This is a genomic window from Kitasatospora sp. NPDC094019, assembly GCF_044764505.1.
Classification (GTDB): domain Bacteria; phylum Actinomycetota; class Actinomycetes; order Streptomycetales; family Streptomycetaceae; genus Kitasatospora.
In genome coordinates this window covers 70,776-87,537 of record NZ_JBIWIF010000001.1, presented here as the reverse complement: position 1 = coordinate 87,537, position 16,762 = coordinate 70,776, and the positions used below count along the sequence as shown (strand labels likewise).

Sequence of the window (16,762 nt, the reverse complement as noted above, 5' to 3'; positions counted from 1 at the left end):
CCTACCGGTGTCGGAGGTAGGCGGCCGCGGTCGCGCGGAGCCGGTCGTGCAGGCCGTCGTACGCCCGGGTGCGGCCCAGCAGCGACTTGGGGAGCTTGGCGGCCATGGTGTAGTTGGTGTCGCAGACGTTGGCCGCCGGAGCCAGCCCGGCCTGGCTGACCAGCTGGTAGGCGTCCAGGGTGTCCAGGCCGAGCAACTCCCCGGTCCAGCCGACGAGATCGTGCTGGCTGATCCGGAAGGCGTCCTCCAGCGGCCGGGCCGAACCGGTGGAGATCAGGTAGCGGTCGTCCTCCAGCCGGGGCCAGGCGGGCCCGCCGCCCTTGACGAGGTCGACCACCACCGTGGTGCGCATCGCCGTCTCGACCGCCGTGCCGCACACCTCGCCCTCGCCCTGGCGGGCGTGGCCGTCGCCGACGGCGAGCAGGCCGCCGGGCACGTTCACCCGGAAGTAGGCGGTGGCGCCCGCCCGCATCTCGGGGGTGTCGAGGTTGCCGCCGTGCGCGCCGGGCGTGATCGACATCAGGGTCTCGCCGCCGGCCGGGGCGACGCCGACCGTGCCGTGCATCGGGTCGAGCGGAAGGTCGGCGGTGAAGTCGCCGACCCGGGCCCGGAACCGGCAGATCCCGGCCGCCCGGTCCAGCTCGTAGACCCAGACCCGCTCCTCCAGCGGGGCGTGCAGCATCGCGGTGCTGTGGGTCGCGGTGAGCGCGCCGAAGTGCGGGAAGGTGCTGGAGATCCCCCACTCCCGGGCCGGGGTGATCTCCACGAAGTGCACCGCGAGGGTGTCGCCGGGTTCGGCGCCGGCCACCGCGATCGGTCCGGTGACCGGGTTGAGGTACGGGAACTCGCACACCTCGCTCGGCAGGTCGCCGGTGCCGCGGACCCGGCCGCCGAAGCAGTCCTCGGTGGTCAGCTCGACGATCGTGCCCGGCCGGACGGTCAGCAGCGGGGCGCGCCCGCCGAAGGTGTAGGCGTACTCGTCGGGGGTCGGGGAGAGGCTGACGACGTCGGGCAGGCTCACTGGTTCTCCTTGCCGAGGGGCGAGTCGGGGGTGGGCGAGTCGGAGGAAGGTGCGTCGGAGGAGGGCGCGTCGGTGGCGACCGCCGCCAGGTTCGGCCGGCGGCCGGAGAGCGTCAGTCCGGCCAGGACCAGCCCGCCGATCGCCAGCCAGACGAAGCCGAGCCGCTGGGCGGCGATGTCCGCGTTCACGACCACGTAGGCCAGGATCGCGAATCCGGCGGCCGGGGCGAGCAGGTGGCGCCACCAGTCCCGGCTGCGCCGCCGCACCAGGTAGTGCACCACCACGGACACGTGCAGGACCAGGAAGGTGGTCAGCGCGCCGAAGTTCACCAGTGTGGACAGCAGCGTGATGCCGTCCTCGCGCGAGGCCGTCCAGAGGCCGAGGACGAGCGAGACGCCCGCCGTCAGCAGGGTGGCGTTCACCGGGACCCGGCGGCTCGGGTGGATCTTGGCGAGGAAGGCGGGCAGCTGTCGGTCCCGGGCCATCGCGTACAGCAGCCGGGAGGTGGCCGCCTGGGCGACCAGGGAGTTGGCGAAGCCCCAGGCGACCGCGGTGGCGGCGGCCGTCACGGTGGCGAGCCAGCCGCCGGCGGCGACCCGGGCGGCGTCGTAGAAGGCGGTGCCGTCCGGATCGCCCTCGGTGATCAGCGCGTTCGGGTCCGGGACGAGCAGGGAGGCGATCCAGGTCTGGGCGATGAACAGTGAACCGGCGAGCAGCAGGGCGGCGATCATCGAGCGGCCGATGGCCCGGGCGGAGTCCCGGTTCTCCTCGGAGAGGGTGGAGATCCCGTCGAAGCCGAGGAAGCTCAGTACCGCCACCGAGACCGCGCCGAACACCAGACTCCAGGAGAACGTCTGGGAGTTGTAGACCGGGGAGAAGTCGAAGCCGCGGCCCTTGCCGGCGGCCAGCGCGGCCAGGCCGAAGCCGACGAAGACCAGCAGCACCAGCAGCTCGCCCACCAGCATGACCTTGTTGACCTTCGAGGTCATCTCGACGCCCAGGTAGTTGACGGCGGTGTTCAGCAGCACGAAGCCGACCAGCCACAGCCAGACCGGGACGGCCGGCACCAGGGAGTTCATCGCCACACCGGCGATCAGGTAGAGCAGGCCGGGCACGAGGACGTAGTCCAGCAGGATCATCCAGCCGGCCAGGAAGCCGACCGGCGCCGCGATGCCGCGTCCGGCGTAGGTGTACACCGAGCCGGCCATCGGGAAGGCCCGCGACATCTGGGCGTAGGAGAGGGCGGTGAACATCATCGCCACCATGCCGAGCCCGTACGCCAGGGCGACCATGCCGCCCGAGCCCTGGAAGACGCTGCCGAAGATGCCGAAGGGGGCGATCGGCACCATGAAGACCAGTCCGTAGACCAGCAGATCGGTGAAGCGCAGGGAGCGGCGGAGCTCCTGGCGGTAGCCGTAGCTCTCGATCCCGGCGGGATCGGCGGGCTCGGCGGGGCCGGCGGGGTCGGACGCGCCGGACGGTACGGAGGGCGGGGCGGGTGCTTCGGACATGGGGGGCTCGCTTCCGTGACGACCCGGGGTGGTGGTGGGAGACACTAGAGCCAGTTATTTCCAAATGGAAGGGTTTTGGCGGGAGGGTGCCGGGCGACCCCGCCGTTCACGGCAGGACCGTGAACCCCAGGCCCTCCGCCCGCGCCAGGTGCGTTCCCTCCCGGGGCGGCCCCAGCGGGGCCCGGGCCCACGCCCGCCGCACCGCCGGGCCCTCGCCCCGCAGCAGGCGCGCCGCCGCCCGCGCGAGCCCCCCGTCCGCGACCAGCTCCCCCCGCCACGCCAGTGCCGCCACCAGGTGCAGCCCGTCGTAGAGGCCCACCGCGTAGGCGTCCAGCACCGGCGCGTAGGGGCCGAACACCGCCCGGTGCCGCTCGGCCAACCGCACCCGCCGCTCCTCCCCGAGGCTCGCGAACGACGGCATCGCGGCGTACAGCGTGCCCGTGGTGTCCCCGCCGTACGCGAGCAGGCTGTTCTCCTCCAGCGCGCCGGACAGCCGCACCAGCCGACGGTCCAGGCCGGTCCGGCGCAGCGCCCGGTTGAACCGCACCAGGTCGGCGCCGATCAGGCTCAGCAGCAGCGCGTCCGCCCGCAGCGCCCGCAGTGCGTCCACCAGCGGTTCCAGCCCCCGTTCGGTGGTCCCGAACGGCAGGTGCCGCTCCAGCACCACCCGCGCCCCGGCCCGGTCCACGGCCGCCGCGGCCGCCCGGTGCACCGCGCGCGGCCAGATGTAGTCGTTGCCGACCAGCGCCCACCGGCGCAGCCGGTGCTGCCCGGTGAGCCGTTCGACCACCCCGGCGAGTTGGCGGGCCGGCTCCGCCCCGGTGCAGACGACGCCCGGCAACCGCGTCCCGCCCTCGTGCGGCGGGGTGAACACGTACGCCGCCCGCCCGGTCGTCACCGCCTCCACGGCCCGGTGCACATCGCTGGAGTGGCAGCCCGCCACCGCGTCCACCGCCCCGGCGTCCAGCAGCAGCGCCACCTCGCGGGCGACCGCGTCCGGCGGGCCGCCGCCGTCCACCAGCACCAGTTCGAGTGGCAGGCCGCGTACGCCGCCGCCGGTGTTCACCTCGTGCGCGGCCAGCAGCGCGCCGTCCAGCGCCGAGGGCCCGGTCAGGCCGAGCGGGCCGGACTGCGGCACGACCAGGCCCACTCTCAGCGCCGGTGCCTCGCGGGGGAGGTACAGCGCGTCGAGCGGCTCCAGCAGCTTCACGTCGGCGCCCATCGCTTGCGAGTATCGTCATGGCAGCCGGTCCGGCCAAGCGGGACCGGGCGAACCGGTCCGGCCGGGCGGATCCCCGGGCGGGCCGGACGGGAACGGCCGCAGGGCGGACGACGGGAAGAGCGACGGGGAGAGCGGGACGGCCATGACACCACCAGTCACCCCGGACGCCTCCGTCCCCGACACGGTCCCGGCCGGAGCGCAGGCCCCCGCCGACGAGCCGCTGCTGATCGAGCTGCTCACCCTCGCCCAGCGCCGGCTGGCCCGCGACCTGGCCTCCCGGCTGGAGGCGGAGGGCTGCACGCTGGACCAGTGGCGGGTCATGCGGTGCCTCACCGACGACGCCGGCCGCTCGATGGGCGACCTCGCCCAGGCGCTGCTCATCCCGCAGGCCAGCCTCAGCCGCATCGTCGACGCGCTCACCGAGGCCGGTCTCGCCTACCGCCGCCAGGACGAGCAGGACCGCCGCCGGATCACCGCCCATCTCTCCCGGCGCGGCCAGGTCCGCCTCGAACGCCTCGACGCCCTCGCGGCCGCCCACGACGCCGCCGTCCGCACCGCCTGTGGCACCACCGACCCGGGCCGGCTCCTGCGACACCTCACCGGAGCCTGACCGGCCGGACGCGGCCGTGGGGCGAGGCGGTGGGGAAGGCCATGAGCCCGGACTTCACCGACCACGACGTGCCGGTCGTGCTGCCCGTCCTTGCCCGTCCTGCCCGCCGGGTCGGTCGTCGACGGCGACCTCCCGGCGAAGGGCGCCGTCCGACGCGTCCGACGCGTCCGGCCCGTCCGACGCGCCCGGCCCGCCCGACGCCTCAGGGCGTGTCGCCCGTTCCGGGCCCCTTCCCGTCCGCCGGCGGGTGCGGGAAGGGGCAGCCGCCGTCCGAGGGGGAGGGAGCCTCGAAGGTGCCCAGTTCGCTGATCCGGTAGCCGTACGGGTAGCCGGGATAGCTCCGCACCTGCCACCCGTCCCGGCCCAGGTGCGGGCGGCGGCGCGGCGGGAGCAGACGGACGAAGCGGCCCCGCAGCCGCATGCCCACCCGCACGGCGCGTCGCAGCGGCGCCGACGGGGCCGGGTAGCCGAAAGCCTCCCGCAGCGGGTCGTCGAGCAGGCAGAGCGAGGAGAGCCGCATCGAGGACCGCAGCGGCGCCGGGTACCAGGAGGCCATCAGGCCGAGCGTCGAGTCGGAGACCGCCCGGCCGCCCTCGTCGAAGGCGAAGTGCTCGCGTTCGTGGTCGTCGAGCAGCCGCTCGAACTCCTCGTAGGTATCCGGGAGGTCGCTCAGGCCCATGTGCCGGCCCAGCTCGCGGTAGTAGTTGACGCTCGCCCGGACCTCGTGCGAGGAGAGCCGCCGCCAGCCGTAGTCGTCCATCCAGCGCTTGGGCGTCACCACGAACGTGGACAGTACGTAACGGTAGTCGGCGTCGGAGATGTCGTACCGGCGGTGCATCCCGTTCATCCGGCGGATCGCCTCACGGCCCGGCGAGGAGTCGAAGCCGTGCTCCAGCACCGCCTCCAGGATCAGTACCGTGTCGTCGTAGCGCTTCTGCGTGCGCCGGGTGAACTCGCCGGTGGTGGCCAGCAGTCGGCCGATGCTGGGCACCGCGTAGGTGCGGTAGAGCGCGAAACTGAGCGACTGGTTGTAGTCCCACGGGAACTCGTACCAGCTGCTGATCCGGTAGATCTCGGCGAACTCGGTCTCCGGGTCCATGCGCTGAATCTTCTTCAGCCAGTCGTATCGCTGCACGGGCCCCGACCCTAGGGTCCTGGTCAGGGCCGGGTCAACGGCACCTCGCCGGGCGCGCCGGAGGCCGGTCCGCCGGGAACCGCGAAAAGATCTTCCAGGATTCCCGGCCGACGGTGTCGAGACCGCGGGCCCGGCTCCGACCCCCCGGTGCGGGTCCACCACGGCCCCGCGACCGACCACGAACGAGGAGCGCGACCATGAAGTACATGCTGCTGATGCAGTTCAGCAAGAAGGACATCGACTTCCCGAAGGTCGAGGACTGGCCGCTGGAGGACGTCCGGGTCCACGTCCAGTACATGCGGGACCTGAACGCCGAGCTGGCCGGTACCGGCGAACTCGTCGACGCCCAGGGCCTGGACGTGCCGGACACCGCCCGGATCGTCCGTGCGCGGGAGGGCGGCGTGCCGGTGGTCACCGACGGGCCGTTCGCGGAGAGCAAGGAGTGGGTGGCCGGCTGGTGGATCGTGGACTGCGGCACCGAGCGGCGGGCGATCGAGGTCGCGGCCAGGGTCTCGGCGGCCCCCGGGCCGGAGGGGAAGCCGCTCGGGATGCCGGTCGAGGTGCGCCGGATCATGTCGGAGCCGCCCGTCGAGGTGTGAGCGCCGGTCTGTGGAACCGGGCCCGCCACCCCCGTGGGCGGGCCCGGCCGGACCGCGTCGTCCAGCTCCTCAGGGCCGCTCCGGTGCCCTGTCCGCCGCCGTCCGGGCGGCCCGCTCGACCCGGGCCCGGTGGGCGGCCCACCAGGCTCCGTCGCCCGGGGCCGTGTTCTCGCCGCCCCGGCGCTGCCCGGTCGCGCCGTCGACGAGCTCCCGCACGATGTCGGCGTGTCCGGCGTGCCGCTGGGTCTCGGCGGTCATGTGGACGAGGCCGTGGTGCAGGGTCACCGCGTTGCGGTCGCCCCAGGGCACCCGGCCGACCGCGTCCAGCGGCAGCGCGTCGATGGTCGCGTCCGCGTGCGCGCAGGCCGCGCGGTACCGGCCGACGATCAGCTCCCGGCTCTCCTCGGGAGTCGCCCAGAGGTCCGCGTTCGGTTCGGCGTCCCCGGTGATCCACGGCCGGGGCGCCTCGAAGGGCCGCCCGAAGGTCTCCCCGAAGTAGAGGGCCTCCGCCGCCGTCGCGTGCTTGACCAGCCCCAGCAGATTGGTCCCGGTCGGTGTCAGCGGGCGGCGGACGTCGTACTCGGACAGCCCTTCGAGCTTCCACAGCAGGGCGTCCCTGGCGTCCTGCAAATAGGTCAGCAGGTCCTTCTTGAACGCGGTCGGGGCCTCCCGGGCGGAGCTGTCGGGGCCCTCCGGGGCGGGGCGGTCGGGGCCGGTGTCGGTGTCGGTGCGGCTGTCGGTGCCGCTCCTGGTCTCGGTCATGGCGGTCAGTCTTCCGTTGCCGCCCGGCCCGGTCGCCGGATTTTCCGGCGGCGGGACCGGGTCGCCCTCACCGCGCCCCGACGGGCAGCAGGCCGCGCTCGTCGAAGACCTTCTTGGCGGTGAAGGTGGCGTTCAGGGCCTTCGGGAAGCCGCAGTAGCCGGCGGAGTGCAGCAGGACCTCGGTGATCTCGGCGGGGGTGAGGCCGACATTGAGGGAGGCGTTGATGTGGACCTCCAGCTGCGGTTCGCAGCCGCCGAGCGCGGTGAGCATGCCCAGGGTCACCAACTGCCGGTCGCGGGGCGTCAGTCCGGGGCGGCTGTAGATCTCGCCGAAGCCCCAGGCGACGATCTGGTGGGCGAGTTCGGGGTTCACGTCGGCGAGCGCGTCGACCACCCGGTGCCCGGCCTCGCCGTCGACGGCGGTGAGGACGGCGAATCCCCGGTCGAACCGCTCCGCCCGGGTGGTGGCGTCGGCACCGGTGCTGGCAGGGGCGCCGGTGGTGTCGGTGGTGGCACGGTTGTCGGTGCTGTGGGTGCTGTCGTTGCTCATGGGGTCTCCGTTCCCTGGTGGTCCTCGGTGTGCGGTGCCGCCGACCGTACGACTTGGAGTGCACTCAAGGTCAACCATCTCCGCCGCCGGGGCCGGTCGGCGGATTCCGCCGGTCCGAGCAGGCTGAACGCCGATGGTTGTCATGCGGACGGGGGAGTCGTTCGGGCGCGGGGGAGTCGGTGGATGGGCCAGGACGAGTGGTCCGGCGGGCTGCGGTTCGAGGTGCTCGGACCGGTGCGCGGTCTGCGGGACGGGGTGGAGCTGCCGCTCGGTCCACCCAGCAGCATGGGCCGCTGCTGTCCCCGCTGGAACCGCTCCGCGAAGCCGGACTCGTCCAGCAGGGCGGGCTTCAGGATCTTGACGGCCACCCGGCGGTCGAGCACATGGTCCTCGGCGAGCCGGACATCGCCCATCGAGTCGCCGCCGAGCCATTCGCCCAGCCGGTAGCGGTCACCGGGTGTGGTGCCACGCATGATTCTCCTCGACCTCGTTCCGTCGTCGCGTCCGCCGCCAGGGGCCCGCCGTTCGGGCCTCGGTCGCGCCGGCGATCCTGTCGGACGGGAATGGACACCGACTTGGAGCAGCCACCGAAAGTGCCACGTCCGGGGCATTCCGACGACCTGTCGACCTCCGCGCGGGCGGACGGTGGCCTTCCTGTGACGGGCCGCTGTCGACTTGTCACCAGGGCGACGTCCCGGGTCGACACGAGGGCCTCCGCCCGGCCCGAAAATCCGGGACGGGCGGGCGCGGTTCCGATTAGGGTCGCGGACGACCGGTCAGACGACCTTCGGGGGCTTCGATGCAGCGCAACGGACAGGTACTCGTCTTCGACGCAGACGACACGCTGTGGGAGAACAACGTGCTGTTCGAGCGGGTCATTCACGACTACCTGGACTGGCTCCGGCACCCCACGCTCGACCGGGACCGGCTGCGGGCCGTGCTCGACGACGTCCAGCGGGCCAACGCCGTCACCCACGGGTACGGCAGCCGGATGCTGCTGCGCAGTCTCGGCGACTGCGTCGAGAAGCTGCGCGGCAGGCCCGCCACCGGCCAGGAGCTCGCCGAGATCGAGGAGCTGGCCGCCGTCCTGGCCGATCACCGGGTGGAGCTCGTTCCGGACGTCGCCGAGACCCTCGCCGTCCTCGGCGGCCGGCACACCCTGCTGATGCTGACCAAGGGCAACCCGGAGGAGCAGCGGCGCAAGATCGACGCCTCCCGGCTGGCGCACCACTTCCGGGCGATCGAGATCGTCCAGGAGAAGGACGCCGCGACCTACCGGGGCTTCGTGGCGGCGCACGGCCTCGTCCCCGCCGACAGCTGGATGATCGGCAACTCGCCGAAGTCGGACATCCTGCCGGCCCGGGCCGCGGGCATGAACGCCGTCTTCATCCCCAACGACCACACCTGGGTGCTCGAACACAGCGAGCTGGACCCGGCCGACGAGGCGGTGCTGCACCTGCGCGCCTTCCGCGAACTGCTCGACCACTTCTGACCGTGCCCGACGCCGGAGGAGCCGCCGTATGAACCGCCGTACGAACCCCGCCCCGACCGGACGCCCCGCCGAACGGGCGCTCACCGCCCCCACGGTGTCCTGCGTCTTCGTCTGCCACGACGGCAACGGCCGCGTCCTGCTGGCCCGGCGCAGCACCGGCGCCCGGGACGAGCCCGGCACCTGGGACACCGGGGCGGGGGCGCTGGAGCACGGCGAGTCCTTCGAGTCGGCCGTGCGGCGCGAGGTCCTGGAGGAGTACGGCACCGAGGCCCTGACGGTGGAGACCCTGGGCGTGCGCAACATCCTGCGCGGCGACCCGGTCTCGCACTGGGTCGCGGTCCTGTTCGCCGTCGAGGTCGACCCCGCACGGGTCGTCATCGGCGAGCCGCACAAGTTCGACGCCCTCGACTGGTTCGCCCCCGACGCCCTGCCCGAGCCCCGGCACTCCCAACTCGCCGAGACCCTCGCCCACTTCGCCGCCGCCCACTGACGGCTGCCCACTTCGCCGCTGCCCGCTGCCCGCTGCCCGCTGCCCGCTGACCACCGCCCGCCTGCCAGCCCGGCCGGGCGGGCGGGCCGGTTTTGTGCAGGTGGTGCGGGGTCGCGTCCGGACCCATCTCCTGGAGCGGCCGGATCCCGTGGCCGGCATCCGCTCGTTCTTCACCTCGGCGTTCGAGACCGGTCTCGAACACGATCCGGGCTGCCTGCTCACCGACACCGCGGTGGAGTCCTTCACCGTTTCGCAGGCCGCCGCGGGGGTGCGCCGAGGGCTGGAGACGATCGAGTCCGGCTTCGCCGACGCGCTGACGCGCGCTCGCGCTCTGGGTCTGCTGTCGGCGGATCTGGACGTCGAGGCTTCGGCGGCCCGGCTGCTGGCGCTCTATCAGGGCCTGCTGGTGCTGGTGCTGGTCCGGTCCGGCACCCCCGTCACCAACCTGCACACCATCACCGGCGGCGCGATGGCGTCGATCGGCTCCGACGAGGAAGGACAGCGATGAGTGACTCTCGGCAGCTCTGGACGAACTACGCCGCGTGCTGGTCGGCCGATCCCGGCGAGCGGATCGCCGCACTCGGCGAGGTCGCGGTCGCGGACATCGCCTATCGGGACCCGGGCACGGAGGTGGGCGGGCTGACCGAGCTGGCCGCCTACATGGCCGGGTCCGCCCAGGCATTCCCCGGCCACCGGTTCCGCATCGACGAGGTGGTCGAGCACCACGACCGGTCGCTCGCGCGCTGGACCCAGCTCGGCGAGCAGGACGAACCCGCCATGGCGGGCGTGAGCACCGCGCTCCACCGCGACGGCCGGCTCGCCGACATCACCGGGTTCTTCCTCCCGGCGTGAGTGGATCCCGAAGCCTCGCCGGACATGTCGCCGATCGGTTGGCGCTGCCCGGCGGGGCACCGTCCGCCGCGCGGTCCGGAGGGACGCCCGGCGATCGCCGGACGGGCGGTTCGCCCTTGCGGGGCCGCGACGTGGGCCGGATCCCCGAGTGCCCCCGCGAGCTTCCCGCCGCCACCCCGCCCCTCGGCGGCCAGGGTCCAACGGGGGTGCGCGGCCTTCGTCCCGATGAGGTTCGTCACGGAGGGTGACGAGTGGGGTGGGGTATTCGGACTTGAATCTTTGCGAACAGATGTTCGATCCTGGGGGTATGCCCGTTTTCGAATCTGTTTTCGAATCCACCGTCGAGCGGCCGCCCTCGCTCCGACCGGTGGTGTCGGCCGCTGCCCCCGGGCGGGGGCTGCTGCCGGTGGTGCCCGCCCTGCGCGGAGTGCTGCCGGAGGGCGGGCTGAGGCGGGGGGCGGCGGTGTCGGTGGCCGGAGGGGACGCCGGGTTGCTGCTGGCGCTGGCCGCCGGGGTGCGGGAGACCGACGGGGGGTGGGCGGCGGCGGTCGGGCTGCCCGACCTCGGGCTGGCCGCGGCCGCCGGGTACGGGCTGGACCTGGGGCGGTTGCTGGTGGCGGACGACCCCGGCCCGCACTGGGCCGAGGTGGTGTCGGTGCTGGCCGGCGCCGTCGAACTGATCATGCTGCGCCCGGACGGCCCGGTCCCGCCGAACCTGGCCGCCCGCCTGGCCGCCGTGCTGCGGCGCAGCGGCTGCGTGCTGCTGGTGGCCGGGCCGTGGCCGGGCGCCGGGCTGCGGCTGGGGGTGCGGTCCGGTCGCTGGTTCGGACTGGGGGACGGGCACGGGCAGCTCACCGGACGGCAGGTGGAGGTGGTGGCCGAGGGGCGCGGCTCGGCGGTGCGCGGGCGGGCGGCCAGGCTCTGGCTGCCGGACGCGCACGGCGCGGTGCGGACCGTGGAGGAGACGGTCGGCGCCGGGGTGACGGACGTGGTGGGGGAGGACGCGGTGGCGGGGCCCGGGACGGGTCTCGACCGTATGGCGGTGGTGTGAGATGAGTGGTGCGGGATGACCGGCGGAGAGGTGGCCGGCTCCACCGGGGCGGGTGGCGCGGCCACCCCCCGGGTGCTGGTGGTGTGGTGTCCGGACTGGCCGGTGGTGGCCGTCGAACGTCCGGAGGAGGACCGGGACGCCCCGTTGGCGGTGGTCGAGGGCGGCCGGGTGCTGGCCTGTTCGGCGGCGGCCCGGGCGGCCGGGGTGCGGCAGGGGCAGCGGCTCAAGCTGGCCCAGCGGCTCTGCCCGGCGCTGGAGCTGCGGGACCGGGACCCGGAGGCGGAGGCCCGGCGGTTCGAACCGGTGGTCGTCGCGGTGGAGGCGTTCACCCCACGGGTGGAGGTGCTGCGCCCGGGGCTGTGCGCGATCCCGGTGAAGGGGCCGGCCCGCTACTTCGGCGGGGAGGAGGCCCTGGCGGCGAAGGTCCGGGCGGCGGTCACGGCTGCCCTGGCGGTGTCGGCGGTGGTGGTGGCGGCCGTGACGGCAGCGGCCGTCGGGCCCCAGGAGCAGCCGGCGGACGGGGAGGCGGGCACGGAGAGAGGGCGCGGCGACGGAGACGGCCTGGCCGAGGTCGTCCCCCTGCGTTCCGCCGCCCCCGCGCACCCCGCCGATGCCGAGCGGGTCGGGGCCCGGCGGCGGACGGCCGGGGCGGAGGAGCTGTTCTCCGCCGCGCCGCCCGCCCGGGACGGTGCCCGGGGCGGCTTCGCCCGCCCGCCGGCCTACCCGGCGGCACCTCCCGTACTTCCCGCGCCCCCGTCGGAACCGGCGTCCGGGCCGGTGTCCGGAGCGGCTGCGGCCCCCGTCACCGTGCCGCCCCTCGGTCTGGTCGGGGTGGCCGACGGCCTGTTCGCCGCCGTGCTCGCCGCCCGGGCCGGGGTGCTGGTCCCCGCCGGGCGGACGGCGGAGTTCCTCGCCCCCTACCCGGTGGCCGCGCTCGGTGACGCCGGGCTGGCCGAACTGCTGGACCGGCTGGGCCTGCCCACGGTCGGGGCCTTCGCCGCGCTGCCCGCCGAGTCGGTGGCCGACCGCTTCGGCCCGACCGGTACGGCGGCGCACCGGCTTGCCCGGGGCCTGCAGCCACGACCGCTGGTGCCGCGCGGCGAGGGACCGGACCTCTCCGTCGAGCAGCGCTTCGATCCGCCGGAACCGCTCGCCGAACCCCTGGTGTTCGTCGCCCGGACCCTGGCCGAGCGGCTGCACCAGCGACTCGCGGGGGCGGGGCTGACCTGCCAGCGGGTCGCCGTCGAGGTGGTGTGCGCCGACGGCCGGACGGTCGCCCGGCTCTGGCGGCACGAGGGCCGGCTCTCGGCGACGGCGCTCGCCGAACGGGTCCGCTGGCAGCTCCAGGTCTGGCAGGGCAGCGGCACGTTCGACCGCCCCGGGGAGAGCCGCGCCGAACGGGCCCGCACCGGGGAGGACCACCCCGGGGAGGACCATCCCGGTGCGGGCCCCGAGCCGGGCGGTTTCACCGCGCTGCGCCTCGTCCCCGACGGCCTCAGCCCCGACCAGGGCCGCCAACTCGCCCTCTGGGGAAAGGCGGTGGCCGACGACCGGGTGGAACGCGCGGTGGCCCGGGTGCAGGCGGTGCTCGGGCACGCCGGACTGCGCCGGATCGAGCCGGCCGGCGGGCGGGGGCCCGACGACCAGGCGGTCCGGGTGCCGTGGGGCGAGCCGTACGACCCGGCGGCGCCCGCCGACGCGCCGTGGCCGGGCCGGGTCGGCGGGCTGCGGGACGTCTGGCCGCCCGTCGTGCACCGGGTCCCGGTGCCGGCGGCGGTCCTGGACACGGACGGGCGGCCGGTGACGGTGGACGGCCGGGCGGGGGTGTCGGCCAGGCCGGCCACCGTGGCGGTGCGCGGGCGGGAACTGCCGGTGGAGGGCTGGACCGGCCCCTGGCCGGCGGTCGAGTACTGGTGGGACCAGGCCCGGTCCCGTCGCCGGGCCCGGTTCCAGGTGACGGTGGCGGGCGGCCGGGCGCTGCTGCTCACGGTGGAGGGGGGCGCCTGGTTCGTGGAGGCCGGGTACGACTGACGGCGCGGGGGCGGCTGTCCGGAACGACGCGGACCGCCCGAGCGGGGGGCCGGAAGACGAACGAGAGACCGAAGGCACCACCCCGATGGGATTCACCAGCCATCCCTCCGTCCCCTGGAGCGAACTGCACCGGCGCATGGCCGCCGGCGCGGGCGGCGCTGTCGTGCCGCTGCGCCCGGGCCCGACCACGGAGCCCGCCGACCCCGAACACCCCGACCCCGAACACCCCGACCCCGAACACCCCGGCCCCGAACACCCCGGCCCCGAACGTCCCGCCGCCTCCGCCGGGCCCGCCTGGGCCGAGCTGCACGTCCACTCCGCCTTCAGCTTCCTGGACGGCGCCAGCGACCCGGAGGCACTGGTCGCCGAGGCCGCCCGGCTGGAGGTCGAGGCACTCGCGCTCACCGACCACGACGGCCTCTACGGTGTGGTCAGGTTCGCCGAGGCGGCTCGCGGTACGGGGGTGGCGACCGTCTTCGGCGCCGAACTGACACTCCGTCGACCGAAAGGGGACGGCGTCGAGCACCTGCTCGTGCTGGCCCGCGACCCCGAGGGCTACCGCCGTCTCTCCGCCGTCATCGGCGCGGCCCAACTCGCCGGCGGGGCCAAGGGGAAACCGGTCTACGACTTCGCCGCCCTGGCCGACGCGCACGGCGGCCACTGGGCGGTGCTCACCGGATGCCGCCTCGGCCGCGTCCCGGCCGCGCTGGCCGCCGCCACCGCGGCCGACCCCGCCGCCCTCCCCGTCCCCGCTGCCCCCGTCCTCGACCCCGAGCACCAACTCCGCACCCTCACCGAGGCGTTCGGCCGCGACAACGTCCATGTCGAGCTGATCGACCAGTGGCTCCCCGGCGACGACCTGCGCAACGACGCCCTCGCCGCGCTCGCCACCCGGCTGGGCCTGACCGCCGTCGCCTCCACCAACGCGCACCACGCGAGCCCCGCCCAGGGCCGCCTCGCCCAGGGCCTGGCCGCCCTGCACGACCGCCGCACCCTCGCCGGCGCGGCGGGCTGGACCCGGGCCGCCGGCACCGCCCACCTGCGCTCCGGCCGCGAGATGGCGGCCCGGCTGGCCCGCTTCCCCGGCGTCCGGGAGGCGACCGTGGACCTCGCCCGCGCCTGCGCCTTCGACTTCGCCACCCTGGACCCGGAGCTGCCCGGCTGCCCCGTCCCGCCCGGCCGCACCGAGATCGGCCATCTCCGCGCCCTGGTCGCCGAGGGCGGTCCGGCCCGGTTCGGACCGGCGAACGGTCCGGCCCGCCGCCAGCTCGCCCGTGAGCTGGACGTCATCGAGGACCTCGACCTGGCCGGGTACTTCCTGATCGTCCACGACATCGTCGACTTCTGCCGCCGCGAGGACATCTGGTGCCAGGGTCGCGGATCGGCGGCGAACTCGGCGGTCTGCTTCGCGCTCGGGATCACCGCCGTCGACCCGGTGCACTACAAACTGCTCTTCGAACGCTTTCTCTCCACCGCCCGGGACGGGCCGCCGGACATCGACCTGGACATCGAGAACCGCCGCCGCGAGGAGGTCATCCAGTACGTCTACCGCCGCTACGGGCGCGAGCACGCCGCCCAGGTGGCCAATGTGATCACCTATCGGCCCCGGCTGGCGCTGCGCGACGCGGCCAGGGTGCTCGGCTACCCGCAGGGTCAGGTCGACGCGTTCAGCCGGCAGGCCGACTTCCGCTCGCCGCCCGGCGAGGACGCCGTCATCCCCGCCGACGTGCTCGCGCTCGCCGGCGAACTCCACGGACTGCCGCGCCACCTGGGCATCCACTCGGGCGGCATGGTGCTCACCCGGGAGCCGATCGCCGAGATCTGCCCGACCGAGTGGGCCCGGATGCCGGGGCGGTCCGTGCTGCAGTGGGACAAGGAGTCGGTGGCCGGCGCCGGACTGGTCAAGATCGACCTGCTCGGCCTCGGCATGCTCGCCGCGCTGCACGACGCCTGTGACCTGGTCGCTCGCCACCACGGCCGGCACTACGACCTGGCGACCGTCCCGGACGACGACCCGGGCGTGTACGCGATGCTGCGCCGGGCCGACACGGTCGGGGTCTTCCAGGTCGAGTCGCGCGCCCAGATGGCCACCCTGCCCCGCCTCAAGCCGGACCACTTCTACGACCTGGTGGTGGAGGTCGCGCTGATCCGGCCCGGCCCGATCCAGGGCGGCTCCGTCCACCCGTACCTGCGCCGCCGCGCCGGGGTGGAGCCGGCCGGCTGCCCGCACCCGCTGATGGAGAACGCGCTCGGCAAGACCCTCGGGGTACCGCTGTTCCAGGAGCAGATGATGCAACTCGCCATCGACTGCGCCGGATTCACCCCCGCCGAGGCGGACCTGCTGCGCCAGGCGATGGGGGCCAAACGCTCCCACGAACGGGTCGCCCGGCTGCGCCGACGGCTGCTGGACGGCATGGCGGAGCGCGGTATCCCGCAGGAGGTGGCGGAGGACGTCTATCTGAAGATCGAGGCGTTCTCCAACTACGGCTTCCCGGAGAGCCACGCGATCAGCTTCGCCTACCTGGTGTACGCCAGCGCCTGGCTCAAGTACCACTATCCGGCGGCCTTCACCTGCGCCCTGCTGGCCAACCAGCCGATGGGCTTCTACTCGTCACTCAGCCTGATCTCGGACGCCCGGCGGCACGGCGTGCGGGTGCGCGGGGTGGACGTCAACGCCAGCGGCCCCGCGCCCACCCTGGAGCCGTACCGGGGGCCGACGCCCGTGCCGCCGCTGACCGCGGGCCTGCCGCAGCCCGCGATCAGGCTGGGCCTGGACACCGTGCGCGGCATCGGCGCCGCGCAGGCCGAGGCGATCGCGGCCGGGCGCCCGTACGCGGACCTGGAGGACTTCGCCCGCCGGACCGGCCTGCCGGTGGCGGGGCTGGAGGCGCTGGCCGCGGCGGGCGCGTTCGGCTGTTTCGGGCTCGGACGGCGGCAGGCGCTCTGGGCGGCGGGCGCGTTCGCGGGCGTCTCGGCGGACCTCATCCCGGGCACGACGCCCGGCACCGAGGCGCCGGACCTGCCCGCGATGACCCCGATCGAGGAGACCATCGCCGACCTCTGGGCCACCGGGACCTCCGCGACCAGCCACCCGCTCCAGCACCTGCGCGCCCACCTGGACCGGGGCGGCGCGCTCCCGGCGGAGCGGCTCCCGGACGTGCCGGACGGGACGGCGGTGGTGGTCGGCGGCCTGGTCACGCACCGGCAGCGGCCACCGACGGCGGGCGGGGTGCTCTTCCTCAGCCTGGAGGACGAGACCGGGCTGATCAATGTGATCTGCAGCCGTCCGGTCTGGGAGTCCCAGCGCCGCACCGCCCTCGACCGGGCCGGGCTGCTGGTCCACGGGCACATCGAACGGGACCGGGGCGCCACCAATCTGGTCGCCACCCGGCTCGCCCCGCTGCGGATCGGGCTGTGACGGCGTCCGAATGGTTCG

16 protein-coding genes are annotated in these 16,762 nt (G+C 74.7%); 9 read left to right on the top strand and 7 right to left on the bottom strand.

Features of this window, described 5'->3' with window-relative positions; all coding sequences use genetic code 11:
• Window position 1 precedes the first annotated feature (1 nt).
• From ACIQ9P_RS00425 to ACIQ9P_RS00415, 3 genes are all read right to left on the bottom strand, one after another.
• Window positions 2-1,021 (bottom strand): acetamidase/formamidase family protein, encoded by a 1,020-nt coding sequence (locus ACIQ9P_RS00425; RefSeq protein WP_402347337.1) that lies wholly within the window; start codon window positions 1,019-1,021, stop codon window positions 2-4.
• Window positions 1,018-2,532, bottom strand: coding sequence for an APC family permease (locus tag ACIQ9P_RS00420; protein ID WP_402347334.1), 1,515 nt, complete (start codon window positions 2,530-2,532; stop codon window positions 1,018-1,020). The genes ACIQ9P_RS00425 and ACIQ9P_RS00420 overlap by 4 nt, the downstream gene beginning before the upstream one ends.
• A 106-nt stretch (window positions 2,533-2,638) precedes the next feature.
• Window positions 2,639-3,754, bottom strand: coding sequence for an ABC transporter substrate-binding protein (locus ACIQ9P_RS00415; protein WP_402347331.1), 1,116 nt, complete (start codon window positions 3,752-3,754; stop codon window positions 2,639-2,641).
• 142 nt (window positions 3,755-3,896) lie between these two features.
• Between ACIQ9P_RS00415 and ACIQ9P_RS00410 the strand changes: the two genes are divergently transcribed.
• Window positions 3,897-4,364 (top strand): MarR family winged helix-turn-helix transcriptional regulator, encoded by a 468-nt coding sequence (locus ACIQ9P_RS00410; RefSeq protein ID WP_402347328.1) that lies wholly within the window; start codon window positions 3,897-3,899, stop codon window positions 4,362-4,364.
• Window positions 4,365-4,566: 202 nt separating this feature from the next.
• Here ACIQ9P_RS00410 and ACIQ9P_RS00405 read toward each other — a convergent pair whose 3' ends face one another.
• On the bottom strand, window positions 4,567-5,499 hold the full coding sequence (locus tag ACIQ9P_RS00405) for an oxygenase MpaB family protein (RefSeq protein WP_402347326.1): 933 nt from the start codon (window positions 5,497-5,499) through the stop codon (window positions 4,567-4,569).
• 197 nt (window positions 5,500-5,696) lie between these two features.
• Here ACIQ9P_RS00405 and ACIQ9P_RS00400 point away from each other — a divergent pair, with 197 nt between their 5' ends.
• Window positions 5,697-6,098 (top strand): YciI family protein, encoded by a 402-nt coding sequence (locus tag ACIQ9P_RS00400; protein ID WP_402347323.1) that lies wholly within the window; start codon window positions 5,697-5,699, stop codon window positions 6,096-6,098.
• Between the two features lie 69 nt (window positions 6,099-6,167).
• On the opposite strand, the gene ACIQ9P_RS00395 is transcribed toward ACIQ9P_RS00400, so the two are convergent.
• The 3 genes from ACIQ9P_RS00395 to ACIQ9P_RS00385 form a co-directional block, all read right to left on the bottom strand.
• Entirely contained in the window at window positions 6,168-6,860 is a 693-nt protein-coding gene (locus ACIQ9P_RS00395) for a DinB family protein (protein ID WP_402347320.1), read from the bottom strand.
• A gap of 67 nt (window positions 6,861-6,927) precedes the next feature.
• Window positions 6,928-7,410 carry a carboxymuconolactone decarboxylase family protein gene (locus tag ACIQ9P_RS00390; protein ID WP_402347317.1) on the bottom strand — a complete coding sequence of 161 codons (483 nt, stop codon included), beginning with the start codon at window positions 7,408-7,410 and terminating at the stop codon, window positions 6,928-6,930.
• Between the two features lie 140 nt (window positions 7,411-7,550).
• Complete coding sequence (locus ACIQ9P_RS00385) at window positions 7,551-7,883, bottom strand: hypothetical protein (RefSeq protein ID WP_402347314.1); 333 nt, start codon at window positions 7,881-7,883, stop codon at window positions 7,551-7,553.
• A gap of 326 nt (window positions 7,884-8,209) precedes the next feature.
• Between ACIQ9P_RS00385 and ACIQ9P_RS00380 the strand changes: the two genes are divergently transcribed.
• The 7 genes from ACIQ9P_RS00380 to ACIQ9P_RS00350 all read left to right on the top strand — a co-directional run bounded on the left by ACIQ9P_RS00380 (window position 8,210) and on the right by ACIQ9P_RS00350 (window position 16,744).
• The gene (locus tag ACIQ9P_RS00380; protein ID WP_402347311.1) at window positions 8,210-8,902 is read left to right on the top strand and encodes an HAD family hydrolase; all 693 of its coding nucleotides are present in this window, start codon (window positions 8,210-8,212) and stop codon (window positions 8,900-8,902) included.
• Window positions 8,903-8,930: 28 nt separating this feature from the next.
• Window positions 8,931-9,392: an NUDIX domain-containing protein gene (locus tag ACIQ9P_RS00375; RefSeq protein ID WP_402347309.1), complete on the top strand. Its 462-nt coding sequence runs from the start codon at window positions 8,931-8,933 to the stop codon at window positions 9,390-9,392.
• Window positions 9,393-9,540: 148 nt separating this feature from the next.
• On the top strand, window positions 9,541-9,900 hold the full coding sequence (locus ACIQ9P_RS00370) for a TetR family transcriptional regulator C-terminal domain-containing protein (RefSeq protein ID WP_402347306.1): 360 nt from the start codon (window positions 9,541-9,543) through the stop codon (window positions 9,898-9,900).
• A complete protein-coding gene (locus ACIQ9P_RS00365; RefSeq protein WP_402347303.1) occupies window positions 9,897-10,244 on the top strand; it encodes a nuclear transport factor 2 family protein in 348 nt (115 codons plus the stop codon). The genes ACIQ9P_RS00370 and ACIQ9P_RS00365 overlap by 4 nt, the downstream gene beginning before the upstream one ends.
• A 307-nt stretch (window positions 10,245-10,551) precedes the next feature.
• Window positions 10,552-11,295: a hypothetical protein gene (locus ACIQ9P_RS00360; RefSeq protein WP_402347300.1), complete on the top strand. Its 744-nt coding sequence runs from the start codon at window positions 10,552-10,554 to the stop codon at window positions 11,293-11,295.
• A 15-nt stretch (window positions 11,296-11,310) separates the two neighbouring features.
• Window positions 11,311-13,326 carry a hypothetical protein gene (locus tag ACIQ9P_RS00355; RefSeq protein WP_402347297.1) on the top strand — a complete coding sequence of 672 codons (2,016 nt, stop codon included), beginning with the start codon at window positions 11,311-11,313 and terminating at the stop codon, window positions 13,324-13,326.
• 85 nt (window positions 13,327-13,411) lie between these two features.
• Entirely contained in the window at window positions 13,412-16,744 is a 3,333-nt protein-coding gene (locus tag ACIQ9P_RS00350; protein WP_402347294.1) for an error-prone DNA polymerase, read from the top strand.
• Window positions 16,745-16,762 lie beyond the last annotated feature (18 nt).

Coding starts and splice junctions, on each gene's coding strand:
- ACIQ9P_RS00385 (WP_402347314.1), bottom strand. CDS start 7,883: ATGCGTGGCACCACACCCGGTGACCGCTACCGGCTGGGCGAATGGCTC.
- ACIQ9P_RS00390 (WP_402347317.1), bottom strand. CDS start 7,410: ATGAGCAACGACAGCACCCACAGCACCGACAACCGTGCCACCACCGAC.
- ACIQ9P_RS00400 (WP_402347323.1), top strand. CDS start 5,697: ATGAAGTACATGCTGCTGATGCAGTTCAGCAAGAAGGACATCGACTTC.
- ACIQ9P_RS00410 (WP_402347328.1), top strand. CDS start 3,897: ATGACACCACCAGTCACCCCGGACGCCTCCGTCCCCGACACGGTCCCG.
- ACIQ9P_RS00365 (WP_402347303.1), top strand. CDS start 9,897: ATGAGTGACTCTCGGCAGCTCTGGACGAACTACGCCGCGTGCTGGTCG.
- ACIQ9P_RS00395 (WP_402347320.1), bottom strand. CDS start 6,860: ATGACCGAGACCAGGAGCGGCACCGACAGCCGCACCGACACCGACACC.
- ACIQ9P_RS00350 (WP_402347294.1), top strand. CDS start 13,412: ATGGGATTCACCAGCCATCCCTCCGTCCCCTGGAGCGAACTGCACCGG.
- ACIQ9P_RS00380 (WP_402347311.1), top strand. CDS start 8,210: ATGCAGCGCAACGGACAGGTACTCGTCTTCGACGCAGACGACACGCTG.
- ACIQ9P_RS00415 (WP_402347331.1), bottom strand. CDS start 3,754: ATGGGCGCCGACGTGAAGCTGCTGGAGCCGCTCGACGCGCTGTACCTC.
- ACIQ9P_RS00420 (WP_402347334.1), bottom strand. CDS start 2,532: ATGTCCGAAGCACCCGCCCCGCCCTCCGTACCGTCCGGCGCGTCCGAC.
- ACIQ9P_RS00355 (WP_402347297.1), top strand. CDS start 11,311: ATGACCGGCGGAGAGGTGGCCGGCTCCACCGGGGCGGGTGGCGCGGCC.
- ACIQ9P_RS00360 (WP_402347300.1), top strand. CDS start 10,552: ATGCCCGTTTTCGAATCTGTTTTCGAATCCACCGTCGAGCGGCCGCCC.
- ACIQ9P_RS00375 (WP_402347309.1), top strand. CDS start 8,931: ATGAACCGCCGTACGAACCCCGCCCCGACCGGACGCCCCGCCGAACGG.